Annotated in this window: 17 protein-coding genes; 5 read left to right on the top strand and 12 right to left on the bottom strand. The window is 66.0% G+C overall.

What is annotated here, in order from left to right; all coding sequences use genetic code 11:
- Positions 1 to 1,281: an acetyl-CoA C-acetyltransferase gene (locus ACFFN1_RS11715; RefSeq protein WP_376840963.1), complete on the bottom strand. Its 1,281-nt coding sequence runs from the start codon at positions 1,279 to 1,281 to the stop codon at positions 1 to 3.
- A 110-nt stretch (positions 1,282 to 1,391) separates the two neighbouring features.
- On the opposite strand from ACFFN1_RS11715, the gene ACFFN1_RS11710 reads away from it, so the two are divergent.
- Together ACFFN1_RS11710 and ACFFN1_RS11705 are read left to right on the top strand one after the other, a co-directional pair.
- Positions 1,392 to 2,099, top strand: a complete 708-nt coding sequence (locus ACFFN1_RS11710) for a TetR/AcrR family transcriptional regulator (protein ID WP_376840962.1) — start codon at positions 1,392 to 1,394, stop codon at positions 2,097 to 2,099.
- Positions 2,096 to 4,162, top strand: coding sequence for an acyl-CoA dehydrogenase family protein (locus ACFFN1_RS11705; protein WP_376840961.1), 2,067 nt, complete (start codon positions 2,096 to 2,098; stop codon positions 4,160 to 4,162). The genes ACFFN1_RS11710 and ACFFN1_RS11705 overlap by 4 nt, the downstream gene beginning before the upstream one ends.
- A 109-nt stretch (positions 4,163 to 4,271) precedes the next feature.
- On the opposite strand, the gene metX is transcribed toward ACFFN1_RS11705, so the two are convergent.
- The 5 genes from metX to imuA' form a co-directional block, all read right to left on the bottom strand.
- Positions 4,272 to 5,402, bottom strand: a complete 1,131-nt coding sequence (metX, locus tag ACFFN1_RS11700; RefSeq protein ID WP_376840960.1) for a homoserine O-acetyltransferase MetX — start codon at positions 5,400 to 5,402, stop codon at positions 4,272 to 4,274.
- A 6-nt stretch (positions 5,403 to 5,408) separates the two neighbouring features.
- Complete coding sequence (locus tag ACFFN1_RS11695; protein WP_376840959.1) at positions 5,409 to 6,719, bottom strand: bifunctional o-acetylhomoserine/o-acetylserine sulfhydrylase; 1,311 nt, start codon at positions 6,717 to 6,719, stop codon at positions 5,409 to 5,411.
- Between the two features lie 146 nt (positions 6,720 to 6,865).
- Positions 6,866 to 10,279, bottom strand: coding sequence for an error-prone DNA polymerase (locus ACFFN1_RS11690; RefSeq protein ID WP_376840957.1), 3,414 nt, complete (start codon positions 10,277 to 10,279; stop codon positions 6,866 to 6,868).
- Positions 10,280 to 10,288: 9 nt separating this feature from the next.
- Positions 10,289 to 11,875: a DNA polymerase Y family protein gene (locus tag ACFFN1_RS11685; RefSeq protein WP_376840955.1), complete on the bottom strand. Its 1,587-nt coding sequence runs from the start codon at positions 11,873 to 11,875 to the stop codon at positions 10,289 to 10,291.
- Complete coding sequence (imuA', locus tag ACFFN1_RS11680) at positions 11,865 to 12,647, bottom strand: DnaE2-dependent mutagenesis accessory factor ImuA' (RefSeq protein WP_376840954.1); 783 nt, start codon at positions 12,645 to 12,647, stop codon at positions 11,865 to 11,867. Before imuA' ends, ACFFN1_RS11685 begins: the two co-directional genes overlap by 11 nt.
- 91 nt (positions 12,648 to 12,738) lie before the next feature.
- Between imuA' and ACFFN1_RS11675 the strand changes: the two genes are divergently transcribed.
- Positions 12,739 to 13,242 (top strand): tRNA (cytidine(34)-2'-O)-methyltransferase, encoded by a 504-nt coding sequence (locus ACFFN1_RS11675; RefSeq protein WP_376840952.1) that lies wholly within the window; start codon positions 12,739 to 12,741, stop codon positions 13,240 to 13,242.
- Complete coding sequence (locus tag ACFFN1_RS11670; RefSeq protein WP_376840950.1) at positions 13,239 to 14,066, top strand: PfkB family carbohydrate kinase; 828 nt, start codon at positions 13,239 to 13,241, stop codon at positions 14,064 to 14,066. The genes ACFFN1_RS11675 and ACFFN1_RS11670 overlap by 4 nt, the downstream gene beginning before the upstream one ends.
- Positions 14,067 to 14,289: 223 nt before the next feature.
- Here ACFFN1_RS11670 and ACFFN1_RS11665 read toward each other — a convergent pair whose 3' ends face one another.
- Positions 14,290 to 14,547 (bottom strand): type B 50S ribosomal protein L31, encoded by a 258-nt coding sequence (locus ACFFN1_RS11665; RefSeq protein ID WP_376840949.1) that lies wholly within the window; start codon positions 14,545 to 14,547, stop codon positions 14,290 to 14,292.
- Between the two features lie 219 nt (positions 14,548 to 14,766).
- Here ACFFN1_RS11665 and ACFFN1_RS11660 point away from each other — a divergent pair, with 219 nt between their 5' ends.
- Positions 14,767 to 15,330 carry a YbaK/EbsC family protein gene (locus ACFFN1_RS11660; RefSeq protein ID WP_376840947.1) on the top strand — a complete coding sequence of 188 codons (564 nt, stop codon included), beginning with the start codon at positions 14,767 to 14,769 and terminating at the stop codon, positions 15,328 to 15,330.
- 65 nt (positions 15,331 to 15,395) lie between these two features.
- On the opposite strand, the gene ACFFN1_RS11655 is transcribed toward ACFFN1_RS11660, so the two are convergent.
- The 5 genes from ACFFN1_RS11655 to ACFFN1_RS11635 form a co-directional block, all read right to left on the bottom strand.
- A complete protein-coding gene (locus tag ACFFN1_RS11655; protein ID WP_376840946.1) occupies positions 15,396 to 16,232 on the bottom strand; it encodes a phosphatase in 837 nt (278 codons plus the stop codon).
- A gap of 116 nt (positions 16,233 to 16,348) precedes the next feature.
- Positions 16,349 to 19,483 (bottom strand): type I restriction endonuclease subunit R, encoded by a 3,135-nt coding sequence (locus ACFFN1_RS11650; RefSeq protein WP_376840945.1) that lies wholly within the window; start codon positions 19,481 to 19,483, stop codon positions 16,349 to 16,351.
- Complete coding sequence (locus ACFFN1_RS11645; protein WP_376840944.1) at positions 19,480 to 20,709, bottom strand: restriction endonuclease subunit S; 1,230 nt, start codon at positions 20,707 to 20,709, stop codon at positions 19,480 to 19,482. The genes ACFFN1_RS11650 and ACFFN1_RS11645 overlap by 4 nt, the downstream gene beginning before the upstream one ends.
- Entirely contained in the window at positions 20,706 to 21,668 is a 963-nt protein-coding gene (locus tag ACFFN1_RS11640) for a virulence RhuM family protein/type II toxin-antitoxin system death-on-curing family toxin (RefSeq protein WP_376840942.1), read from the bottom strand. Before ACFFN1_RS11640 ends, ACFFN1_RS11645 begins: the two co-directional genes overlap by 4 nt.
- Positions 21,665 to 23,236, bottom strand: coding sequence for a type I restriction-modification system subunit M (locus tag ACFFN1_RS11635; RefSeq protein WP_376840940.1), 1,572 nt, complete (start codon positions 23,234 to 23,236; stop codon positions 21,665 to 21,667). The genes ACFFN1_RS11640 and ACFFN1_RS11635 overlap by 4 nt, the downstream gene beginning before the upstream one ends.
- Between the last annotated feature and the right edge of the window lie 95 nt (positions 23,237 to 23,331).

Raw genomic sequence — 23,331 nt, 5'->3', positions numbered from 1 at the left:
TCATGCCTCCAGGATCGCGGTGAGTCCCTGACCGCCGGCTGCGCAGATCGAGATGAGTGCGCGGGTGCCGCCGGTCTCCTTCAGGTGCTTGGCAGCCGAGGCGACGATGCGACCGCCGGTCGCAGCGAAGGGGTGGCCTGCGGCCAGCGAGGAGCCGTTGGGGTTGAGCTTGGTTCGGTCGATGGACCCAAGTGCGCCGTCGAGCCCGAGGCGGTCGCGGCAGAACTCCTCGGATTCCCAGGCGGCCAGATGGCACAGCACGGTCGAGGCGAAGGCTTCGTGGATCTCGAAGAAGTCGAAGTCGGCGAACGTCAGGCCGTTGCGCTCCAGCAGCCGCGGAACCGCATAGGCGGGCGCCATGAGGAGTCCTTCGTCTCCGTGGACGAAGTCGACTGCGGCTGCCTCGGCGTCGCGGAAGTATGCCAGCGGCTCGAGGCCGTGCTCAGCGGCGTACTCTTCGCTGCCGATGAGCACAGCTGATGCGCCGTCGGTCAGCGGAGTGGAGCTGCCAGCGGTCATCGTCGCCTCCTCCGGGAGGCTGCGGCCGAAGACCGGCTTGAGCTCGGCCAGCGACTCCATCGTGGAGTCGCGGCGCAGGTTCGTATCAATGGTCACTCCCTGGAAGGACGTGACGAGGTCATCGAAGAAGCCCCGGTCCCAGGCAGCGGCGAGATTCTCATGCGAAGCAAGCGCGAGTACATCCTGGTCCTCGCGGCTGATGTTCCAGGCTGCGGTGGTGATCGCCTGGTGCTCCCCCATGGACATGCCGGTGCGGGCTTCGTCGGTGGTCGGCGCCTGGGGTGCCAGGTGCTGCGGGCGCAGACGGGCAAGAGCCTTGAGACGTGCGCCGGTGGTCTTGGCGCGCGACAGGTCGAGCAGGATGCCGCGCAGCTCCTCGGTCACGACGATCGGTGCATCCGAGGCGGAGTCGACACCGCAGGCGATGCCGGAGTCGATCTGGCCGAGCATGACCTTGTGGCTGATCGACACGACAGTCTCCAGCCCGGTGGCGCATGCCTGGCCGACGTCGAAGGCCGGAGTGTGCGGGTCGAGCGCCGAGCCGAGCACCGATTCGCGGGTGAGGTTGATGTCCCGGCTGTGCTTGAGCACAGCACCACCGGCGACCTCGCCGAGGCGTTCTCCAGCCATCCCGTAGCGGGCGACGAGGCCGTCGATCGCGCTAGTGAGCATGTCCTGGTTCGAGGCGTGGGCGTACTGCTTGTTGCTGCGGGCGAACGGGATGCGATTGCCCCCGAGGACGGCGGCTCTGCGCTGGGTCATGTGATCCCTCCGGGTCGTCAGTGGTGGTCCAGTTGATGCTGCGGCACAGGACGGCGGGGCCGCAGCACCGCAAGTATCTGTGACTGACAGTACCTGATACTGTTCGTCATATGAAACCGCTTACGCAGGATGGACGCAGCGCGCGCTGGGAGGCGCATCGCCGGGAGCGTCGCAAGATGCTCCTGCGCCGTGTGCGCCACGCTGTTGCGCAGCACGGCCCGGACATCTCCATGGAGCAGCTCTCGGCGTCAGCGCAGACGACGAAGACTGTGCTCTACCGGTACTTCGGCGACCGCGGCGGACTGCAGCGGGCAATGGGCGAATGGGCGATGCGGGTCATCTCCCGCTCCCTCGACCAGGCGGTCTGCAACCCGAACACCCCCCGCGAATCGCTGCGGGCAATGATCGCAGCATTCGTCGACCTGGCCGCCCGCGCCCCGCATGTCTACCGATTCTGCGATGCCGCCGTCACGAGCAGGGTCGACGCGGAGGGCCCTGATGAGTACGCCACCTTCTTCCAGGGCATCACCGAACTGCTGTGCCGACGCCTGCAGCTTGCCGGTGACGTGGAAGTGCAGTGGGCCTACGGGGCGATCGGCTTCGTCCGCGCCGGCACCGAACGCTGGCTGCTCTCCCCCACGGATCAGGAGGCGTTCGTCGACCAGCTGGCGACATGGCTGTGGAACTCCCGCTCCGCCGATCTGGATCGTGCCGCAGCCGGCGTCGCGGCAACCGCATCACCCCGAACCTCCGCACAGACTGCGAGCACTGGCCTGCATGCGAACCGCCGGCCGATTGAGACCGAGGAGTCATCATGAGCAAGAAGCACCAATTGACAGTCGATCCCAGCCGCATCCGCGCTGTCCTCGACGGGCAGTGGGCCGACTACCGTATGAACGGCCGAGCCTTCGTCGACAAGGAGCATGCGGTGCTCAGCGAGACCGGCGATCTCGAGCAGCTGCGGGCAGAGACCCTCGCCGGAGTGCAGGCGCTCATCGACACCGGCATCTCCTCCCTGCCGCTGCCGGTCGACCAAGGCGGACAGAACAACCACGCCGGCTATGTCGCTGCCTTCGAGGAGCTCGTCACCGCCGAACCGAGCATCCAGATCAAGGCCGGCGTGCAGTTCGGCCTGTTCGGCGGCGCGCTGCAGCACCTGGGCAATGCCGAGCAACACGAGAAGTGGCTCAAACCCGCCGTGCGCGGAGAGCTACTCGGTGCCTTCGCGATGACGGAGATCGGCCATGGCTCCGATGTCGCCTCGATCGGCACCACAGCCACATACGACCCCGAGACCGAAACCTTCATCATCAACACCCCGTTCCGGGCTGCGACGAAGGAGTTCCTCGGCAATGCTGCGGCCCACGGCGAGGCAGCAGTCGTCTTCGCCCAGCTCATCACCAAGGGCGTCAACCACGGCGTGCACTGCTTCTTCGTGCCGATCCGCGACGGTGCCGGCGGCCAAGCGCTGCCGGGCGTGACGACAGAGGACGACGGCCGCAAGGGCGGGCTGCTCGGCGTCGACAACGGCCGGCTGAGCTTCGACAATGTGCGCGTGCCCCGCACCAATCTGCTCAACCGCTATGGCGATGTGGCTGCCGACGGCACCTACACCTCCGACATCGAATCGCCCGGCCGCCGCTTCTTCACGATGCTCGGCACGCTCGTGCAGGGCCGCGTGTCGCTCGATGGTGCGAGTGTCGTCGCGGCGAAGCTCGCGCTCGACATCGCCCTGCGCTACGGCATGCAGCGCCGGCAGTTCACCGGTGCTGACGATGATGTCGAAGAGGTGCTGCTCGGCTATCAGGAGCACCAGCGTCGGCTCATGCCGCTGGTTGCGCGGGTGTTCGCCAATGCCACCGCCCATGATCGCCTCCTGGAATCCTTCCAGCTGGTCTTCAGCGGTGAGGACGATTCGAATGAGGCCCGGCAGCGCCTGGAGACTCAGGCCGCCGGCTTCAAGGCGCTCTCCACATGGGATGCCCTCGATACGATCCAGGAGTGCCGCGAGGCCTGCGGCGGCGCCGGTTTCATGTGGGAGAACCGCCTCGTGGGCCTGTACGGAGATATGGATGTCTACGTCACCTTCGAAGGTGACAACACAGTGCTGCTGCAGCTGGTCGCCAAGCGGCTGCTGAGCGACTATGCCGCCGAGCTCAAGGACATCGACATCGGCGGTGTCGCCCGGTACCTCGGCACGCAGGCCGCAGAGCATTCGCTCTACCGTTCCGGGCTGGCGAACATCGGCCGGACGATCGGCGATATCTTCACGCCTGCGCTGGCGAACAAGCGAGTGCGCTCCGGCCATGTGCAGCAGGCCATGCTGCACAACCGGGTCGAGGTGATGGTCGCGGATCTGGCCGGCAAGCTGCGGCCGGCTGCGACGATGAGTCAGGACAAGGCCGCAGAGCTCTTCAACAGCGTCCAGCACCAGCTCATCGAGGCGGCCCGCGCCTATGTCGAGGTGATGAAGTGGGAGGCGCTCAACGACGCCATGCACGCAGTCGCCGAGCGCACCGGCCACGAGGCCGAGGCGAAGCTCATGCGCCGCATCCGCGACCTCTACGGCCTCAGCCTCATCGAGGAGCACATCGGCTGGCACATCATGTACGGCCGGCTCTCAATGGCGCGCGCCCGCCAGATCGGACCGACGATCGACAGCCTGTGCCAGAAGCTCGCCGCCAACGCCGCTGAGCTCTGCGAGGCATTCGGCTACGGGCCGCAGCATCGGCGCGCCACGATCGCCGAGGGCATCGAGGCTGAACGCCAGCAGGAGGCGATGGACTACTACCGGCAGGCCCGGGCGCGCCGGGACTTCCCGGTCGATGAGCGTCACCTGTACAAGGCGCGTCAGGCCCAGGAGAAGAAGCACCGCCGCTGAGCGCGGCAGGACAGCCGGCCGTCTCATGTCGAGGCGGCCGGCTGCCGTGTGAGGACCATCGCCGCCCAGCGGAGGAACCGGCGCTGGGCGGCGCGGGAATCGGTGGTGCTCAGCTGAGGAAGCGGCGCAGATGCGGGGTCACCTGGGCGCCTTCGGTGAGGAACCCGTCGTGGCCGGCCCAGGAGTCAATGACATGGGCATCGACGGTCCCCGGCAGCGCTGCGGTGAGCTCGGCGACCTGCGCTGGCGGGTAGAGCCGGTCGCTGGAGACGCTTAGCACCTGGAACTGCGCTCGTGCGGCCGAGAGCGCCTGCTGCAGATCCGTCGACCTTCCCCGCCGCACATCGTGATCGCGCAGCGCGGCGGTGAGGATCCGGTAGGACTGCGCGTCGAACCGGTCGACGAGCTTGCGGGCCTGGTGGTCGAGATAGCTCTCGATCGCGTAGTAATCGTCCCCCGCCGAGGCGGGCCGCGGTCGGTGCCTCAGCTGCGGCCACTGCGCCTGCCGGGTGTTGGCGAAGCGCGCGTTGAGCTCGGCATCGGCCCGGTACGTCAGGTGCGCGATCTTTCGCGCCAGGCCGAGGCCCTGTCGCGGGAACCGGCCGAGCTCTGCATAGTCGCCGCCGCAGAAGTCCGGGTCGAGTTCGATCGCCTGGATCTGCGTATGCGCCCACGCGATCTGATCAGCATCCGAGAACGCCGGGGCGGCGAGGATCGCCGCCCGCCGCACCCGTTCGGGTGCCAGCAGCGAGAGCTCGAGCGCCCGCGCTCCGCCCATCGACCCGCCGACGACGGCATGCCAGGCCTGGATGCCGAGCCGATCGGTGAGGAGCACCTCGGCGGCGGCCATGTCCCGGATCGACACGGACGGGAACCGGGACCCATAGGTCAGCCCGTCGGGAGACGGGGACGTCGGCCCGGTGCTGCCGTTGCAGCCGCCGATCGCATTGGCACACACGACGAAGAACTCGTTCGTGTCGATCGCCCGACCGGGACCGACGACGTCCTCCCACCAGCCCGGGGCGAAGGAGCGCGGCGCATCGGCTGCGGCCGGATGCTCGACACCGGAGCTGACGTGCGGGTCGCCGGTGAGCGCATGCTCGATGAGCACGGCGTTCGACCGGTCCGCATTCAGCCGCCCATAGGTCTCGTAGGCGATGGTGAGCTGTTCGAAGACGCAGCCGGATTCCACAGCGACGTCGTGGAACTCGGCGACGGCCGTGCGACTGGCCACTCTCATGCCGGATCAGCCGCGGGCGGCGGCGAATCCCTTCTCCAGATCGGCGATGATGTCGGCGATGCCCTCGATGCCGACGGCCAGGCGGACGAATGCCGGGCTGACACCGGCGGCCCGCTGTGCGTGCTCGTCGAGCTGCGCGTGGGTCGTCGATGCCGGATGGATGACAAGGGAGCGGACATCGCCGATGTTGGCGACCAGCGAGTGCAGCTCCAGGCCGTCGACGAATTTCACCGCCGCATCGTAGCCGCCGGCGATCTCGAAGCCGAGCACGGATCCGACACCCTTGGGCAGGTACTTCTGGCCGAGCTCATACCACGGGCTCGAGGGCAGGCTGGCGAAGTGGACGGTGTCGACCTGCGCATGGTTCTCCAGGAACTCAGCGACCTGCTGGGCGTTCTCCACATGGCGTTCGATGCGCAGGCTCAGCGTCTCCAGTCCCTGCGAGATGAGGAAGGCGTTGAACGGCGAGGCGGCCGGGCCGAGGTCGCGCAGCAGCTGCACGCGGGCCTTGATGCCGTAGGAGACATTGGCGCCGAAGGCCGAATCGGCGCCGAGGTCGCGGGCATAGACGAGGCCGTTGTAGGAGGGGTCGGGCTGGTTGAAGCCGGGGAAGCGCTCCGGGTCGGCGCCGTAGTCGAAGTTGCCGCTGTCGACGATGACACCGGCGATCGAGGTGCCGTGCCCGCCGAGGTACTTCGTCGCTGAGTGGATGACGACATCAGCGCCGTGCTCGATCGGGCGCACGAGGTAGGGAGTGGCGAGGGTGTTGTCGACGATGAGGGGGACGCCGGCGGCGTGGGCGGCATCGGCGACTGCGGCGATGTCGAGGACATCGGAGCGGGGGTTGGAGACCGTTTCGGCGAAGAACAGCTTGGTGTTCGGCTGCACTGCGGCCTTCCACGCCTCGACGTCGCTGGGATCGGAGACGAAGGTCGTTTCGATGCCGAGCTTGCGCAGGGTGATGTCGAGGAGGTTGTAGGTGCCGCCGTAGAGGCTGGGGCTGGCGACGACATGGTCGCCGGCCTGGGCGATGTTGATGATGGCGAGGAACTCCGCGGACTGCCCGGAGGCCACGAGCAGACCCTGCACACCGCCTTCGAGATCGGCGATGCGGTCCTCGACGGTCGACACCGTCGGATTGGTGATGCGGGTGTAGATCGGGCCGAGGTCGGCCAGCGCGAAGCGGTTGGCTGCGGTCTCGGCGCTGTCGAAGACATACGAGGTGGTCTGGTAGATCGGCAGGGCGCGGGAGCCGGTGGCTGCGTCTGGGGTCTGGTCGGCGTGGATCTGCCGGGTCTCGAAGCTCAGTTCGCTCATGGTGTGCTCCTTCAGGCGATGGTGCGGTTCGAATGACCCTCACGCTAGAGAGCCGGAGTGTGCGGCCGGGCCGCTTTCGTCATCTGCCTGTCATCCGGTGTCATATGACGTCACACGGCAGGAGCCGGCCGTGCGGGTGCGCCGGCTCAGCGGAAGTTGCGCGATCTCACCGGCAGCTTCACATCGAGGGGAATGAGGGTGTGGGCATCGACGCTGACAACGGTGCCGGCCCGCTGCACGCGGCCGCGGATGACGAGGGCGTTGCGGCTGTAGGAGATCGGCCGGAACCGGCGCATGAGGCCGGGTGAGCACGCGATATTCAGCATCCCGAACTCGTCTTCGAGGTTCATGAAGGTCACGCCCGAGGCGGTCGAGGGCCGCTGCCGGTGGGTCACCAGCCCGGCGACGGTGATGCTCTGCCCGTTGACTGCCTGCTGGGCATCGGCGGTCGAGGCGTAGCCGCGCTCCCGCAGCTGGGAGCGCAGCTGCTCTGTCGGGTACCCGTCGACGGTCAGCCCGGTGGAGAACAGCTCCGCGAGGGTGATGTCGAAGCTGCTCATGAGCGGCAGCGCAGGTGCTTCGGCCACCGGGGCGGTGCCCGGCAGCATCTGCGGTCCTGCCCCGCCCTGGGAGCCGGCGATCCACAGCGCCTGCCGCCGGTCGAGGCCGAAGCAGGCGAACGCCCCAGCGGTTGCGAGGTTCTCCAGCACAGCGGTCTCCAGACCGGTGCGTTGGGCCAGGTCCCCGATCGAGGTGAAGGGGCCGTCCGCCTCGCGGGAGGCGACCACCGCCTCGGCTGCGGCATCAGCGCCGCGCACGGCCGCCAGCCCGATCCGGATGGCGAACCCGCCAGCGGAGTCCGGATGCGGTTCCAGATCAGCCTGCACCTGGGAGGTCTGCACATCGACCGGCAGGATCCGCACCTGATGCCGGCGGGCGTCGGCGATGAGCGACTGGGCGGAGTAGAAGCCCATCGGCTGGGCGCGCAGCAGCCCGGCGGTGAAAGCGGCATGGTGGTAGCGCTTGAACCAGGCGGAGTCGTAGACGAGGTTGGCGAAGCTGATGGCATGGCTTTCGGGGAAGCCGTAGTTGGCGAAGGCGGTGATCTTGTCGAAGATCACCTGCGAGGTCTGCGCATCGACCCCGTGGGCGGCCGCCCCGGCGTGGAAGCGGTCGGCCAGCTGGGCCATGCGTGCGGTGGAGCGTTTGGCTCCCATCGCCTGACGCAGCTGGTCGGCTTCGCTGCCGGAGAAGCCGGCGACATCGATGGCCAGCTGCATGAGCTGCTCCTGAAACAGCGGCACCCCGAGGGTCTTCTCCAGCGCCGAGCGGGTGAGCGGGTGCAGGTAGTCGGGGTTCTCAAGTCCCTGCCGGCGACGGATGTAGGGGTGCACGGACCCGCCCTGGATGGGGCCGGGCCGGATGAGCGCGACCTGCACGGCCAGGTCGTAGAAGCAGCGCGGCCGCATCCGCGGCAGGGTCGCCATCTGGGCGCGGGACTCGACCTGGAAGACGCCGATGGCATCGCCGGCGCACAGCATGTCGAAGACCTCGGGGTCCTCCTGCGGCAGCAGGGCGCGGTCGATGCGCTCACCGGTGTGAGCGGCGATGAGGTCGATCATCTCGTGCAGGGCGGTGAGCATCCCCAGACCCAGCAGGTCGAACTTCACCAGGTCCATGTGCGCACAGTCGTCCTTGTCCCACTGCACCACAGTGCGCCGGTCCATGGCGGCTGGTTCGATCGGCACCACCTCGCCGATTGGCCGGTCGGCCAGGATCATGCCCCCGGAGTGGATGCCCAGATGCCGCGGTGTGCCGAGCAGTCCGCGGGCAGCGGCGATGACATGCCCGGGCACGCCCTGCTGACCCCCGTCGCCGGCGCTGTCCCCGCTGCCGTCGTTGCCCCCGTTCCCGCTTCCGGCACTGTCCTCATCGTCTTCGGCCGGCAGTGTCGACCAACGCTCCAGCCCCTTGGAGAAGGCGTCCTGCTGGCCGGGATCGTAGCCGAGTGCTGCGGCGGCATCGCGGACGGCCGACTTCGCCCGATAGGTGATGACATTGGCGACCTGGGCGGCCCGATCGCGGCCGTAGTGCTCATAGACGTACTGGATGACCTCTTCGCGGCGCCCGGATTCGATGTCGACATCGATATCCGGATACCCCTTCCGCTCCGGGGAGAGGAACCGGTCGAACAGCAGCCCGAAGCGCACCGCATCGACAGCGGTGATGCCCAGCACGTAGCAGACCGCGGAGTTGGCCGCTGAGCCGCGCCCCTGGCAGAAGATGTCGTGCTCACGGCAGAACCGGGCGATGTCGCAGACGATGAGGAAGTAGCCGCAGAAGCCCATCTGCTCGATCGTCGTCAGCTCTGCATCGAGCTGCGCCCAGGCGTCCGGGCGCTGCCGACGGGTGCCGTAGCGCTGCTGCCCGCCGGCCTCGACGAGCCGGCGCAGATAGGCGGCATCGCTGAGCCCATCGGGCACCGGCGCCTGCGGCAGTCCGGCCCGGGCGGCGCGCAGTTCGAAAGCGCAGTCCGCTGCGATCTCCACCGCGGTGTCGAGGGCCGCCTCCGGGAACCGGCCGGTCATCTCCGCACCGGTATGGATGCGCTGCAGAGCGGCCGGCGGCAGCCATCCGGCGACCTCCTCCAGGGTCGAACGCGCCCGCACGGCCGCACGCACCTGCGCATCCCGGAACTGCTCCCGGCCGGCATAGTGGACCTGGTTGGTCGCCGCGGTGCGCACCCCGAGGCGGGCGGCCAGCTCGCACAGATGGCGGATGCGCTCATCGTCTTCGGGCAGTCCGGTGCGGGTGAGCTCGACGATGAGGCGCTCGGAGCCGAACATCTCCACCAGCTGCCGCAGCCGCGCCAGCCCGCCGTCCGGATCGTTCAGATGTGGGATGAGCAGGCCTTTGCGGCACCCGGTGAGCACATACCAGTCCTCACCGGCAGCGGCTGCCAGCTGTTCGAGGTCGATGACCGGTCGGCTCTTCTCCCCCGCCAGATGCGCGCGGGTCAGGGTTGCTGAGAGCCGCCGATAGCCGGGCACCCCGCGGGCGAGGACGAGCGCATGGGTGGCAGCCGGATCGATCTGGCCGGGGATCTTCTCAGCAAGCCCCAGGGAGAGCTCCGCGCCGTATACGGTGCCGATCCCCCGCCCGGCTGCGGCCTGGGCGAACCGCGCGGCACCGTAGAGGCCGTTGTGATCGGTCAGGGCGATCGCCTCGAGCCCGGCAGCGACCGCGGCGTCGATGAGCTCTTCGGGCTCCGAGGCCCCATCGAGGAAGCTCATGGTCGAATGCACATGCAGCTCAGCCCACGGCCGGCTCCGCTCCCGAGGCGGGGGCCCGGCGGGCGGCCGGCCCTCACCTGGCCCGTCCCCACCCGAACCGCCCGTCTGCCTGTCTGCTTGGCTGGCTGTCTGGCGGCCTGCCTGGCTGCCGGCCCGCGGATGCGGCGGCCAGACAGGCAGCGGCTCGCCCGGCACCTCAGGGGCGGTGCGGGAGGACAGGCGGCGTTCGAGCTCTGCCCATGGGGTCGGCGGATTGAAATGTCCCATCAGCCGTCCCTAGGCGTAGCGTCCGGTGATCTGCCACTGACCGTGCTCTTTGCACAGCAGGAAGGCCTGCCCGCCGGCGGTGAGCACCTGCAGCCGCACCCGGTACTGGGCGCGCGCCGGATCCCACCAGCCGGCTTCGACCGGCCAGGCCGAGGAGTGGTCGACGACCGGCAGCTCGGCCCCGGACTCCAATCGCAGCAGCGCCGGTGCGCTGTCGAGCCCGCTGGGCCGGGCGATGACGCTGAGCCCATGCCGGTCGAGCAGCTCGACCGGGGTGCGCTCGACGATCATCGGATGCGGTCCCGGCAGCCGGCCCGGCCAGGGAGCGGCAGCACTGCGTTCGGGACGCGGCTGCTGCTGCCAGGGCGTCCACAGGTTCGTCTCCGCAGGTTCGCGTCCGCCCTGCAGCTGGGGCACGCGCACCGCCTCGGGCCCGTAGAGGCCCTGCAGCCGCTCCAGGGTGTGGGTGACCGCACCGGAATGTTGGGCGAACAGGGAGGTGTGCGCCTCCAGCGGGGCGAGCAGCTCAGCGGCGCTCAGGGTCAGCGCACAGACCCCATCGGCTTCATCAAGGCCCTCATCGGCACTCTCGTCGAGGCCGGCGCCGGCAGACTGCTGAGGCTGCTGCCCGGCCAGCCAGCCCTCGGCCTGCCAGCGCACCCGGTCGGCCACGAGGTTCTCGTCCATGAGCTCCACACGCCAGGTGCGCTCACTGCGCTGCCCGCCGGCGGCTGTCAGCTCGATCGTCAGACTCGGGCACACGAGGCTGGCAGCCCGGATGCCGGAGAACAGCTCGGTCGCTGCAGCGCGGGCATGGAAGGACAGCTCATCGCTGCGGGTGCTCGGCGGGCTGATCGGCACCTCGATGTGGTGTTCGCGCACGCGCCGGTGATCGACCGGGCGGTGGACCGGCAGACCGCGGGCCAGCCGGTGGGCCTGCACGCCCAGGGTGCCGAAGCGGGTGCGCATCTGCCCTTCGCTCAGCTGCGCGAGCGCCCCGAGGGTGTCGAGGCCGAGGCGCTCGAAGACGGTGACGAGCTCCCCGTAGGTGTGCGCATCGGCATAGGCCAGCGCGGTGACCGGCTGGGCGGCGAGGAACTCCGCGGTGGCTCCGGGCAGCACGCGCGTGGCGGTGCGGGCGGCGAGCAGGGCGGCGAAGACCGAGTCGGCGATGCCGGCGAAGAGCTCCCAGCCGGTGGCATCGGTGATAGTGGTGAGCAGCTCCTCGACTGCCGCGTCCTCGCTCGGATAGGTGCGCGCCAAAGCCGCCAGCGGGATGCTCACCTCCCCGGGGGTGAGGACGGTGAAGCGGGCGAGACTGGATTCGAACACCTGCAGACCGGTGGCGAAGATGCGCTGGTCGACATCCTCATCCCAGCCGGCGATGTGCAGCTGCGGGCAGCGCAGCTGGGCGGCCCGCTTGTTGATCCCGGTGGTGATCCCGGCAGCGCGCGCCGCGGCATTGCAGGAGACGATCCGCCCGCCGCGCAGCACCGCCGTGGGCTCATGGACCGGCCAGCCGTGCTCCTCCGCTGCCGCTGCCGCCGACCAGTCGGGGATCGTGAGCACGAGGGTGCGCTGCGTCTCAGCGGCCACCGTCGACCACCTGGATCCGTCCGCGCGCCGTGCCCGAGGTGCCGGTCGCCGCAGCGGTGCGTGCCGCCTCGGGCGCGGCTGGTGGGGCTGGCAGAGCGGGTGAGGATGGTGCCGCGGGTGGGGCTGGGAGTCCCACCGGTCCCGAGGCGGTGGGCAGAGTGAGCAGATGCTCGCCGGTGCGCGGGTGGCGCACGCGGGCGGTGCAGGTCTGCAGCCGGCCGGTGCCGCAGCGCAGCCCGGACCAGTCGGCGGCGGAGACCTCGCAGCTCTCTGTGCTGCCGGGCAGCGGACCGAGTGCGATGAGGCTGGCGCGGCGTTCGCGGACCTTGGCGGCCAGGCGCTGGCGCTGCTGGGGGCTCGGTGCTGCCGGCGGGGCGACGATGAGCAGATCGAAGGTCTCCAGCAGGATCGAGACCACCCGCTGCCAGTCCTGCGGCGGGGTGCCGATGTGCACGAAGTGCTCCAAGTCGATGCCCAGATCCGCCAGGCCGGCCACCGCCAGCTCCGGGGTGTCGACGGCGGCGCACCAGTGCTGTTCGCGCGTCGCCCGGGCCGCGGCAGCACAGGCGAAGGACAGCGCAAGCGTGCCGGTGACCGACAGGATCTCCCCGCGCGGCAGGCCCCCGCGCGCAAAGACCGGAGCGAGCCGACCGTCCACCGGCAGCGGTTCGGGACCGCTGAAGAGTTCGCGCGCAGTGGTGACACCCGGCAGATGGCTGAGCTGCTCCCTCAGCGCCTGCGGGTCAGCGGCGATGGCGTGGCGGATGGACATGACACTCACTATAGAACAGCTATTCGAATGCGGGCAATGCGCTCTGCACCTGCGCAGCGCGATGGCAGTGAGGGACTAAGCTTGGAAGGCCATGAACATCGACATCGTCTTCCACACCCCGGAGATCCCGGGCAATACGGGAAACGCCATCCGCCTCGCAGCCGTCACCGGAGCCCATCTGCACCTGGTTGAACCACTGGGATTCGACCTCTCCGATGCCAAGCTGCGCCGGGCCGGACTCGACTACCACGACCTCGCGCATGTGAGCGTTCATCCGGATCTGGCGCACCTGTGGGAGACGCTCGGCGACAGGCGGGTCATCGCCTTCACCACCCAGGCGCAGACCGGTTTCGGCGAGATCGCCTACACTGACGGCGATGTGCTCCTGTTCGGCAGGGAGTCGACCGGCCTCGATGACGATGTGCTGGCGGACCCGCACGTCAGAGAGCAGGTGAGGATCCCGATGCTGCCGGCCCGCCGGTCGCTCAACCTGGCGAACTCGGCTTCGGTTGCGATGTACGAGGCATGGCGACAGCATGGATACGCCGGAGCCGCCGTCTCAGGCGCTGCGGCCGATGGAAAGGAACCTCAATGACAACACCCCGCGGCCTGACAGTGGCCGGCCTCGATGTCTCCGGTGGTGCCGGGCTCGGCGCTGATATGAAGATGTTCGAAGAGTACGGCGTCTTCAGCGCAGCCGTCATCACCTGCGTGGTGACCTTCGACCCGGACAACGGCTTCTACCACAGCGCCGAGTTCCAGGACGCCGACTTCATCCGCCGGCAGCTCGACTCGACCCTGGCGATCCACGACTACGACGTCATCAAGTCCGGCATGGTCGGCTCCGTCGACTCCGCCCTCGTGCTCGCCGACCGGCTCAAGCACAACCACCTGCCCTATGTCTTCGACCCGGTGCTCGTGTGCAAGGGCACCGGATCGATGGTCGATCTCAAGGACCTGTTCATCGACAACCTCGTGCCGCTGGCCACCGTCATCACCCCGAACCTGGAGGAGGCCGCCACGCTCGTCGGCGCGGAGGAGCTCACGAGCGTCGAGGAGATGGCTGAGGCAGCCAAGGCGATCCACGCGATGGGCGCTGACAACGTCGTCGTCAAGGGCGGCGCGCGCCTTGACAGCGATGAGGCCATCGACGTCCTCTACGACGGCGAGGCCCTGACGACCTTCAGCAGCCAGAAGGTCACCAACGACCTCGTCAACGGTGCCGGCTGCTCCTTCGCCGCGGCGATCGCCGCCGGCCTGGCCACCGGCCTGTCCGTGCCCGAGGCGGTGTTCAAGTCCAAGGAGACCATCGCCCACGGCATCGCTGCCGCTGTTGCGAACGCCACCGGCGTCGGCGCACTGCTGCACCCGGCCGCCCGGTGCTGCCCGCATGAGGGCATCGTCGTCGAACAGCGCTGAGATAATGCAAACTCTATAAAGCACTGCAAAGGCGGGCCGTCAGTGACTGACGGCCCGCCTTTCGCAACCCGGCGCGCATCCCGGCCGACACTGATCCCGGCCGATGCCCTGCCCCCGGCTGGCTGTGCAGACACTTCTGGCCCGTGACAGTTCGTCACGGGCCAGAAGTTGCGGCGCAATCGCCGACGGTGCTGCAGGATGCGCCCGCAGGCGCATCGCGCACTCAGCGGCGCTTGCCGAAGCCCTTGTAGCGGTCCTTGAACTTCTCCACGCGGCCGGCGGAGTCGAGGATGCGCTGCTTGCCGGTGTAGAAGGGGTGCGAGGCCGAGGAGATCTCGACGTCGATGAGCGGGTAGGTGTTGCCGTCTTCCCACTCGATGGTCTTGTCGCTGTCAACCGTCGAACGGGTGACGAACTTGGTGCCCGAGGCCAGGTCGTTGAAGACGACCGTGCGGTACTCCGGGTGGATGTCCTTCTTCATGAAATGTCCTTTGTTTGAATTCGTCAGGGCGCCTGATGCGAAGCAGACTTCGCCTGCCAGTGCCCAAATTCACGTGCGACCCGAAATGAGCCACCACGCAACTATACAGGTCGCCGGCCCGTGACGCGATTCGGCACACGCCTGCTCACCTGCCGCGCCGGCGTCCGCACTGCGACCGGTGACCTGGAGCCTGCCCGCGACTGTGCTGTAATGACGGCTATGTCACAGTGGACGATCCTCACCCATGCCCCTGCCCCTGTCGAGACGGTCCCGGCCCGCGCGCATCCCGAGCTGCTCGCCGCTCCCACCGCCGAGGCGCTGGCCGGCTTCCCGGACGAGCATCCGGTCGACGTGTTCGCCATCGACCCAGACCTGGCTGACACTGCCGCGCTGACCGCAGCGTATGGGCTCAAGGACGAGCATTCGGCCAACTGCGTCATCGTCGCTGGCTCCCGGGCCGGTGAGGAGCGCATCGCCGCCTGCATGGTGCTGGCCCACACCCGCGCTGATGTCAACAAGCGGGTGCGCAAGCTGCTCGACGTGCGCAAGGCCTCGTTCATGGACCAGGAGCGGGCGTGTGCCGAATCGGGCATGGAGTACGGCGGGATCGGTCCCTTCGGCCTGCCGGATGGCTACCGGATCCTCATCGACTCACGCATCGTCACCGAACCCGAGGTGGTGATCGGCTCGGGCATCCGGGGCTCGAAGATCATCCTCTCCGGTCAGGCGCTGGCGGCCCTGCCCGGCGCCGAGGTGATCGAAGACCTCGCAATCGAAGTCTGAGCGCCCGCGGCAGGCCGGGCTCTGCGGCAGACGGGGCTCTGCGGCAGGCCGTGCTCCGCGGCGGCTCAGTTGTCGAGGTGCCCGGCGGCGGTGTCGAGGACGAAGTCGATGAGCGGCTGGTACAGCTGCGGGACGACATCGTCATCGAGCGGGACGCTGACCTCGACCTGGCCCTGCGCCTCAGCGACGAAGAGGGCAGGGTCGTTGCAGTCGGCGAACCCGATCGAACGGATCCCGCGGGTGCCAGCGCATCCGGCCCAGCCGTGATCGGCGACGACGAGGTCCGGGGACTCTTCTCCCCTGGTCTCAAGCTCATCAAGCAGCGCGCCCATCGGCTCAGCCAGGTGCGTGTGCGGCACACCGCCGTGCTGGTGCCACACCCACACGCCGCTGATGCGGCGAAGGTCCCCGCCGATGCCCGGGACTGCGATGTACCCGTCAGGTGAGATCACCTCGGCACCGTGCACGGCGGCCCACTCGGCGAAGGCCATGTGCACCGGCAGCATCCCGCCGGGGTGCCCGGTGGCGAAGAGGATCCGTGCCTGGGCCGCGACTGCCGAACCGAGGACGTCACCGAAGCGCATCAGAGCCTCGATGCAGCGTTCGGTCGAGATTGTGTCGACGCCTTCGGTGAACGCCGGATCCGGACGCAGCCCGACCTTCTCCACCATGAGCGCGAAGACCTTCTCGTAGTCCCACTTCTGGGTCAGCTCGACACCGAAGTCGAACTGGCGCTCCTGGTCGAGGAACCGGTGGATGTGGGAGAGGTTGTTCTCCCGCGGGGTGCCGACCTCACCGGTGATCCGCCCGGCCTCCAGCGCGGCAGCGAGCTCCGGGTGCTCCTCGCACAGCGGTCCGGGTACGTTTCCGGTGGCTGCCGGCACACTCTGCTCCTCGGTCACAGACGTCTCCCTTTTTCTGTCAGCAATGCCAGCGTTCAGCCTACCGAAACAGCGCGCTACCAGCTTGGTGCTGTGGCCTGATAGCGACTGTACCGTCAGCACTCTACGTGCTGACCTCAGTCTCCAGACTCGCCATTCCCTGCGGTAAGGCCCCGGAATCGCTCAATGAATCTGGAGAGCGCATTGATGACTCGTTTCTTTTTGTCGCCGTGGTTGGACTCGCGGTTGAATCGTGACACGGGCGGCAGGATGCGGATGATCTCGGTGCCTGTCGTGCGCAAATGTCCGTCTCGGAACGCCGCATCCACGAACGACTGCGTCTCCTCCCGCTTGAGCTTGTGCGCTTCGATGAGCTCTTGAAGCTCAGACTCGCGCTTCGCGGCGATGTACACCTGCCACTGCTCATCGACCGCGCCCTGCAGCGATACCGACTCGACGAAGTCCTCGACGAGGTCGCGCTTACTGCGCAGGGTCGGGCTCGCATCGACAGCGCGCGTGATCTCGGCACGGACTTCCTTGTCGTCACCGTCGCCCTTTTCGGTACGGAGCTTTTCGACGAGCATGAGGATGTAGTCGACGTTGATCTCTACCTGCTTGACGAGCTCGATCTCGAACACCACGTCATCATTGATGACTTCTCTGTCGCCGTCGCGGTCTCGCGTGTACTCGTCGCGGAGGCGCAGGTAGATGCTGGTGTAGTCCTGACGACGTCGCTCAGTGAGTGGGTCGTTGCCGTCGAAGTCGTCGAACGACGTGAGGATGTTCCGCAGCCGCAGGATCGCGCCGAACAGCTGGATGAAGTCCTTCTGCGCCTGCTCCCCTACGATTTGCTGCCCGATCGGGAAGTGCGTGAGCAGTTCGGTAACCTTGTCGGCATACTCGCCGTGGTAATCCCCGTACGGTTTCAGCAGGACGACGCCGCGGGCGTCCTTGTTGCCGAACAGTTCCAGCGCGGCGTTCGTCTCTTCCTCGAGGTCGCGGAAGGCGACGATGTTGCCATAGGTCTTCACCGAGTTGAGGATGCGGTTCGTGCGCGAGTACGCCTGGAGCAGGCCGTGGGCACGCAGGTTCTTGTCGACGAACAGCGTGTTCAGCGTCGTCGCGTCGAAGCCGGTGAGGAACATGTTCACCACGATCACCAGGTCGATTTCGCGGTTCTTCATCCGCTGCGACAGGTCCTTGTAGTAGTTCTGGAACCGGTCGGGGCTCGTGTCGTAGCTGGTCCCGTACATGTCGTTGTAGTCCTGGATCGCGTCTTCCAGGAAGGAACGCGTGTCACGGTCGAGCGCATCGGTGTCGAATGCTTCATCATCGAGGATTCCGTCGGCTTCGGCCTCGTTCGCGCCGTAGCTGAAGATTAGGCCGATCTTCAGCCGCTTGTCCGGTGGCAGTTGCTCCATCTGCAGCTGGAACTGGTTGTAGTACCGGCGTGCGGCATCGATCGACGCAGTCGCAAACAGCGCGTTGAATCCGCGAACTCGCTTCCGCTCCTTGAGTGCCTCCGCCTGACGCCGGCCGCGCACCGAGTCGGCGACGTTCGTCACGACTGCGTGTTCGTAGCTCGATGCGCGCTTTGTCTTCTGATCGAAGTGCTCCAGGGTGTACGACACGACGTCCCGGATCCGACGCACGTCCAGGAGAGCTCGCTCACGGTCGATCGCTGACACCTGTGAGTCGTCGGGGTTTCCGACCTTGATGGTGTTGATGTAGTCGATCCGGAACGGCAGCACGTTCTTGTCTGTGATGGCGTCGACGATCGTGTACGTGTGCAACTTGTCGCCGAACGCCTGCTCGGTCGTGCGCAGCCGAGGGTTTCCACCGCTGCCGGCGTTCGCGGCGAAGATCGGCGTGCCGGTGAACCCGAACAGGTTGTATTTCTTGAACGCGCGTGTGATGTCGGTGTGCATGTCGCCGAACTGCGAACGATGGCACTCGTCGAAGATGATCACCGCGTGGCCCGAGAATACCGCGTGACCTTTGTTCGCCTTGATGAACGTCGACAGCTTCTGGATCGTTGTGATGATGATCCGCGCACCGGGATCCTCCAGCTGCTTCTTCAACACCGCCGTCGACGTGTTCGAGTTCGCCGCGCCCTTCTCGAACCGGTCGTACTCACGCATCGTCTGGTAGTCGAGGTCCTTGCGGTCCACGACGAACAGCACCTTGTCCACGCCCGGCATCTTTGATGCGAGCTGAGCTGCCTTAAAGGAGGTGAGCGTCTTACCCGAACCAGTGGTGTGCCAGACGTATCCTCCGGCATCGAGTGTGCCGAGCGTCTTGTAGTTCGTCGAGATCTGTATCTTCTGCAGGATCCGCTCGGCCGCAACGATCTGATAAGGCCGCATCACCAGCAGGTCCCGATCCGCGGTGAGCACGCAGTACTTCGTCAGGATGTTCAACAGCGAGTGCTTCGCGAAGAAGGTCTTCACGAACGCCGTCAGCTCGGTGATCGGCTTGTTGTTCGCATCGGCCCACCAGCTGGTGAACTCGAACGAGTTGCTGGTCTTCCTGCCCTTGCCAGCACCACCAGACTTCTTCTGCTCGGCCAGGTGCCTGTTGCGAGTGCTGTTGGAGTAGTACTTCGTGAGCGTGCCGTTGCTGATCACGAACAGCTGCACGTACTCGAACAGGCCCGAGCCGGCCCAGAAGCTGTCTCGCTGGTAGCGGTTGATCTGGTTGAAGGCCTCGCGGATGTCGACGCCACGACGCTTCAGTTCGATGTGCACCATCGGCAGCCCGTTGACGAGCACGGTCACGTCGTAGCGATTAGCGTACTTCGCCCCACCCTCGCCAGCGTCACCCTCGCCACGGCCGATCTCGTACTGGTTGATGACCTGCAGCCGATTGTTGTGAATATTCGTCTTGTCCACCAGCGTGACGTTCTTCGTCGTCCCGTCATCGCGCCTGAGGATCTGGACGTGATCCTCCTGCACACGTGCAGTCTTCTCAACGATGCCGTCGTTGGCACCTGCGATCTTCGTCGTGAAGAACTGCTCCCACTCAGCATCCGAGAAGGTCATTCTATTGACCTTCTCCAGCTGCCTGCGCAGGTTCGCGACCAGGTCCGCCTCGGAGGTGATCGGCAGGTAGTCGTAAGCCTGCCCCTGGAGGAGTCGGATCATCTCCTTCTCAAGCGCGGACTCCGACTGATACGCATCAGCCTGCGACGGATCGTGGACATACTCAGCGACGACCGTGCTTTCCGAGGAGACAGCGATCGGATCGTACGTGCGCGCAGGTGAATCGGTCATGCCTTCAGCTCTTTGAATGTCAGCAGACGGTCGCGGTAGTGTTCGTATTGCTTGCGGCGAGCATTGAGTTCAGCCGGGAGGCCTGCGCTGATGTCGTTGACTAGCCGATCAAATGACTCAAGGACGTCGACGATCCATCGTTGTTCCTCGAGAGGTGGAACCGGAATGCTGAAATTCTTGATCAGTCCTGCATTGAGGTCGGCACGCGCACCGCGACCAAGCGACTTCAACTCTTCATACTTCGAACTAACCCAGTAGAAGACATAGCGGTAATCTGCAACTTTGGCATTAATTTCAAGGTTGCAGCAGTGCTGGTTCGTTGTCAGAGGAATCTTGTTGATTCCAGAGCGCCCGGCAGTCGCTCCCGAGATCGCAACGATCACAGAGTTCTTAGGAATCCACTTCACCGCAGTATCGTCGACTGCTTGATCCGTGATCCTCATCTCGGTATCCCAAATCTCGCCAAACTTCACTTCGCCCGTACGAAGCCACGGAATAGTCCCGCCGTCGTAGAACTTAGGCTCACCAGCCTTGGGCGTAGCTCCAGAGGAAACTCGCGTTGAAACGCCACCAAGTGTTGACCAGATCACATCTTTCGACGGGGTCAAGAGTCCAATCCTATAGTGCTGGTACTGAGCGCGCCGGGCTTCCAGCTCCGCTTCCAGCTCCGCTTCCAGCTCCGCTTCCAGCTGAGTGAACTTATCCAATACTCGCACGATCTCGCGCTGGACCTCGATAGGCGGCACGGGAATCCGGAACCTCTTCACCACATTGTCGGGAATGGCTGGATAGCTCGCGCCGCGCTCGTTCGCTTCGACGTACTCGTAGAAATCGGCTGTCCCGAGAACGTGGAAGAGAAAACTCGTCAGGATTCGATCGGTGTTCGGACGTAGCACGCAGAATCCAGTACTGGCGACTTGACCGTCATAGTCTTTTGGAACAACGCAGTATCGCTTGAGCATTGGTCGAGTCGTCCCAAACAGTACGTCGCCTTCGCGCACGATCTGCTGCGCTCGGCTCGGGGCGTTCTCTTGGGTTATCGTCTCGGTGTCGCTGATTGCGTGCGTCACACGGTCGACCGTGCCGAGGTCGATGTAGCGGAACTCATTGGCAGGATCGGCAGCATCCCAGCGTATCCTCTCGCCTCGAACTACGAGCTTCCCAAGCGCTTCATGCTCAACCCCGTCCGGGCACAGCTCCTGGATCAGGTCATCGATGCGGCTCATGCGGCGCCGTCCGTCAGCATGCGGATGAGGAGTGCGATCATCAGGTCCTTCTCCTTGGGGTCGCTCATCGCCACCATCAGCGTGACCGCCGCGAGGGCGTTGTTCGTCATGCGCAGCCGGCCGTCGGCGTCGACCAGCGCGCCGTTGCGCGCGAGGAACGTGACGAACAGCGCGGCGGCGCTGCGCTTATTGCCATCGGACAGCGGGTGGTCCTTCACGACGAGGTAGAGCAGGTTCGCGGCCTTCTCCTCGACCGTCGGGTACAGATCCTGCCCGCCGAAGCCCTGATAGATCGCGCCGAGGATGCCTGCGAGCGCGTCGCCATGCTCTCGTCCGACGAGGGCATCATCGGGGAACTCCGACGCAACACGCGCCGTGACCGCGCGCGCCTCCTCAATGGTGAGCGTCCAGCCAGGATCCGCGACGGGACCAACCTCGATACGCCCCTCGTCGTAGTCCCGCAGCAGCGTCAGTCCCGGCACGTAGCCGGCGATCACATCAGCGACCCCGGCGATCATGTCATCGCTCGAGCGCGCCAGGATCTGCACGATTGACCCGAGCTGCTCGAGCCGTTGCTCGTTGATCGCGTACCCCTGCACGAGGTACTCCCGCAGGCGCTGCGTTGCCCAGATACGGAACTGCGTGGCGACCTTGCTCTTGACTCGGTAGCCTACCGAGATGATCAGGTCGAGGTTGTAGTGCGGAATTTGCCGCGTGACCTGGCGTGCGCCCTCCTGGCGAACCTGTGAGAAATTCTCACAGGTTGCCGCTTCGTCAAGCTCGCCCTCGTCGTAGACGTTTCGGATGTGTTTGACGATGTTCGTTCTGTCCGTCTGGAACAGCTCCGCGATCTGCTGCTGGCTCAGCCAGACAGTCTCTGCATCGAGGCGCACCTCGAGCGTCGGCGCCCCATCGTCGCGCTGGTAGAAGATCACCTCGCCGGACGGTTCGCTTGTCATGACGGCTGACCCTCTAGATCGGCCACGATCTCGTCAATGGCAGTGCGGAGCTCGGCCTGCCGTGCCACGATGCGCGCGATCTCCGCGTTCAGCTCCGTGATGTCGACTTCCTCGCGCGTGTCCTCCGCTTCCACGTACGACGAGACGGCGATGTTGTAGTCGTTGGCAGCTATGTCTTCGTTGCTGACGACAGCGGTGAAATGGTCCTCCGGCTCGCGAGTCGTGAACGCGTCGAGGATCCTCGCCTGGTGCTCCTCGAGCAGCTTGTTCTTGTTGCCGACACGCTTGAACTCGGCAGACGCGTCGATGAACAGTACGTCGCTGGTCTTCTTCGACTTCTTCAGCACGAGGATGCAGGTCGCGATCGTCGTGCCGAAGAACAGGTCCGGCGGCAACTGGATGACCGCGTCGATGTAGTTGTTGTCGACGAGGTACTGGCGGATCTTCTTCTCCGCTCCTCCGCGGTACAGAACGCCAGGGAACTCAACGATCGCCGCAGTGCCATTGACCGCGAGCCAGCTGAGCATGTGCATCGTGAACGCCAAGTCGGCCTTCGATTTCGGCGCGAGGACACCTGCCGGTGCGAACCGCTCGTCGTTGATCAAGAGCGGGTTAGCATCGCCCTCCCACCTGATCGAGTAGGGCGGATTGGAGACGATCGCCTCGAACGGCTCATCGTCCCAGTGGGCAGGGTCGAGGAGCGTGTCGCCGTGAGCGAGATTGAAGTCGGCGTAGTTGACGTCATGCAGGAACATGTTGATCCGCGCGAGGTTGTACGTGGTCAGGTTGATCTCCTGACCATAGAACCCCTGGCGGACGTTGTTCTTGCCCAGCACCTTGTCGAATTTCAACAGCAACGAACCCGATCCGACTGCTGGGTCGTAGACCTTGTTAACCTGTTTCTTGCCGACGACCGTGATGAGCGCCAGCAGCTCGGAGACCTCCTGCGGCGTGTAGTACTCACCACCGGACTTGCCCGCGTTGGCGGCGTACATCTGCATCAGGTACTCGTAGGCATCGCCGAACAGGTCGATCGAGTTGTCTTCCCACCGTCCCAGCGGCAGATCACCGATCGCATCGAGCAGCTTCACCAGCTTCTGGTTCCGCTTGGCGACGGTCGGTCCAAGCTTGTTGCTATTCACGTCAAGGTCGTCGAACAGACCCTTGATGTCGTCCTCGCTGTCCGTACCCAGCGCCGAAGCCTCGATGTTCTTGAACACCCGTTCGAGCGTCTCATTGAGGTTCTCGTCCCGCGCCGCACGTTTCCGCACGTTGGCAAACAAGTCCGACGGCAGGATGTAGAAGCCCTTCTCCGCGACAACTTCGTCGCGTGCGAATTCCGCCTCCGAGTCAGACATTCTGGTGTAGTCGAACGAAGCGTCCCCTGCTTCGTGCTCGCCACTGTTGATGTAGGCGGTGAGGTTCTCTGAGATGAACCGATAGAACAGCATCCCCAGCACGTAGGACTTGAAGTCCCACCCGTCTACGCTTCCGCGCAGGTCGTTAGCGATGCGCCAGATGGTCTTGTGCAGCTCGGTACGCTGCGCCTCTTTGGTGGTCGGTGCCACGGGCTATCTCCTCCGCGCCACAGCGCAATAACAATGTTCCGTTGTTTGCTCTTACCCTACCGAGCGCCACGGACATCCGACGGAAGGCTGGGGCT

The sequence above is a fragment of the Brevibacterium otitidis genome (genome assembly GCF_042429315.1).
GTDB lineage: Bacteria > Actinomycetota > Actinomycetes > Actinomycetales > Brevibacteriaceae > Brevibacterium > Brevibacterium otitidis.
This window is presented reverse-complemented; position numbering and strand designations above follow the sequence as displayed.

Coding starts and splice junctions, on each gene's coding strand:
- ACFFN1_RS11715 (WP_376840963.1), bottom strand. CDS start 1,281: ATGACCCAGCGCAGAGCCGCCGTCCTCGGGGGCAATCGCATCCCGTTC.
- ACFFN1_RS11710 (WP_376840962.1), top strand. CDS start 1,392: ATGAAACCGCTTACGCAGGATGGACGCAGCGCGCGCTGGGAGGCGCAT.
- ACFFN1_RS11705 (WP_376840961.1), top strand. CDS start 2,096: ATGAGCAAGAAGCACCAATTGACAGTCGATCCCAGCCGCATCCGCGCT.
- metX (WP_376840960.1), bottom strand. CDS start 5,402: ATGAGAGTGGCCAGTCGCACGGCCGTCGCCGAGTTCCACGACGTCGCT.
- ACFFN1_RS11695 (WP_376840959.1), bottom strand. CDS start 6,719: ATGAGCGAACTGAGCTTCGAGACCCGGCAGATCCACGCCGACCAGACC.
- ACFFN1_RS11690 (WP_376840957.1), bottom strand. CDS start 10,279: ATGGGACATTTCAATCCGCCGACCCCATGGGCAGAGCTCGAACGCCGC.
- imuA' (WP_376840954.1), bottom strand. CDS start 12,647: ATGTCCATCCGCCACGCCATCGCCGCTGACCCGCAGGCGCTGAGGGAG.
- ACFFN1_RS11675 (WP_376840952.1), top strand. CDS start 12,739: ATGAACATCGACATCGTCTTCCACACCCCGGAGATCCCGGGCAATACG.
- ACFFN1_RS11670 (WP_376840950.1), top strand. CDS start 13,239: ATGACAACACCCCGCGGCCTGACAGTGGCCGGCCTCGATGTCTCCGGT.
- ACFFN1_RS11665 (WP_376840949.1), bottom strand. CDS start 14,547: ATGAAGAAGGACATCCACCCGGAGTACCGCACGGTCGTCTTCAACGAC.
- ACFFN1_RS11660 (WP_376840947.1), top strand. CDS start 14,767: ATGTCACAGTGGACGATCCTCACCCATGCCCCTGCCCCTGTCGAGACG.
- ACFFN1_RS11650 (WP_376840945.1), bottom strand. CDS start 19,483: ATGACCGATTCACCTGCGCGCACGTACGATCCGATCGCTGTCTCCTCG.
- ACFFN1_RS11645 (WP_376840944.1), bottom strand. CDS start 20,709: ATGAGCCGCATCGATGACCTGATCCAGGAGCTGTGCCCGGACGGGGTT.
- ACFFN1_RS11640 (WP_376840942.1), bottom strand. CDS start 21,668: ATGACAAGCGAACCGTCCGGCGAGGTGATCTTCTACCAGCGCGACGAT.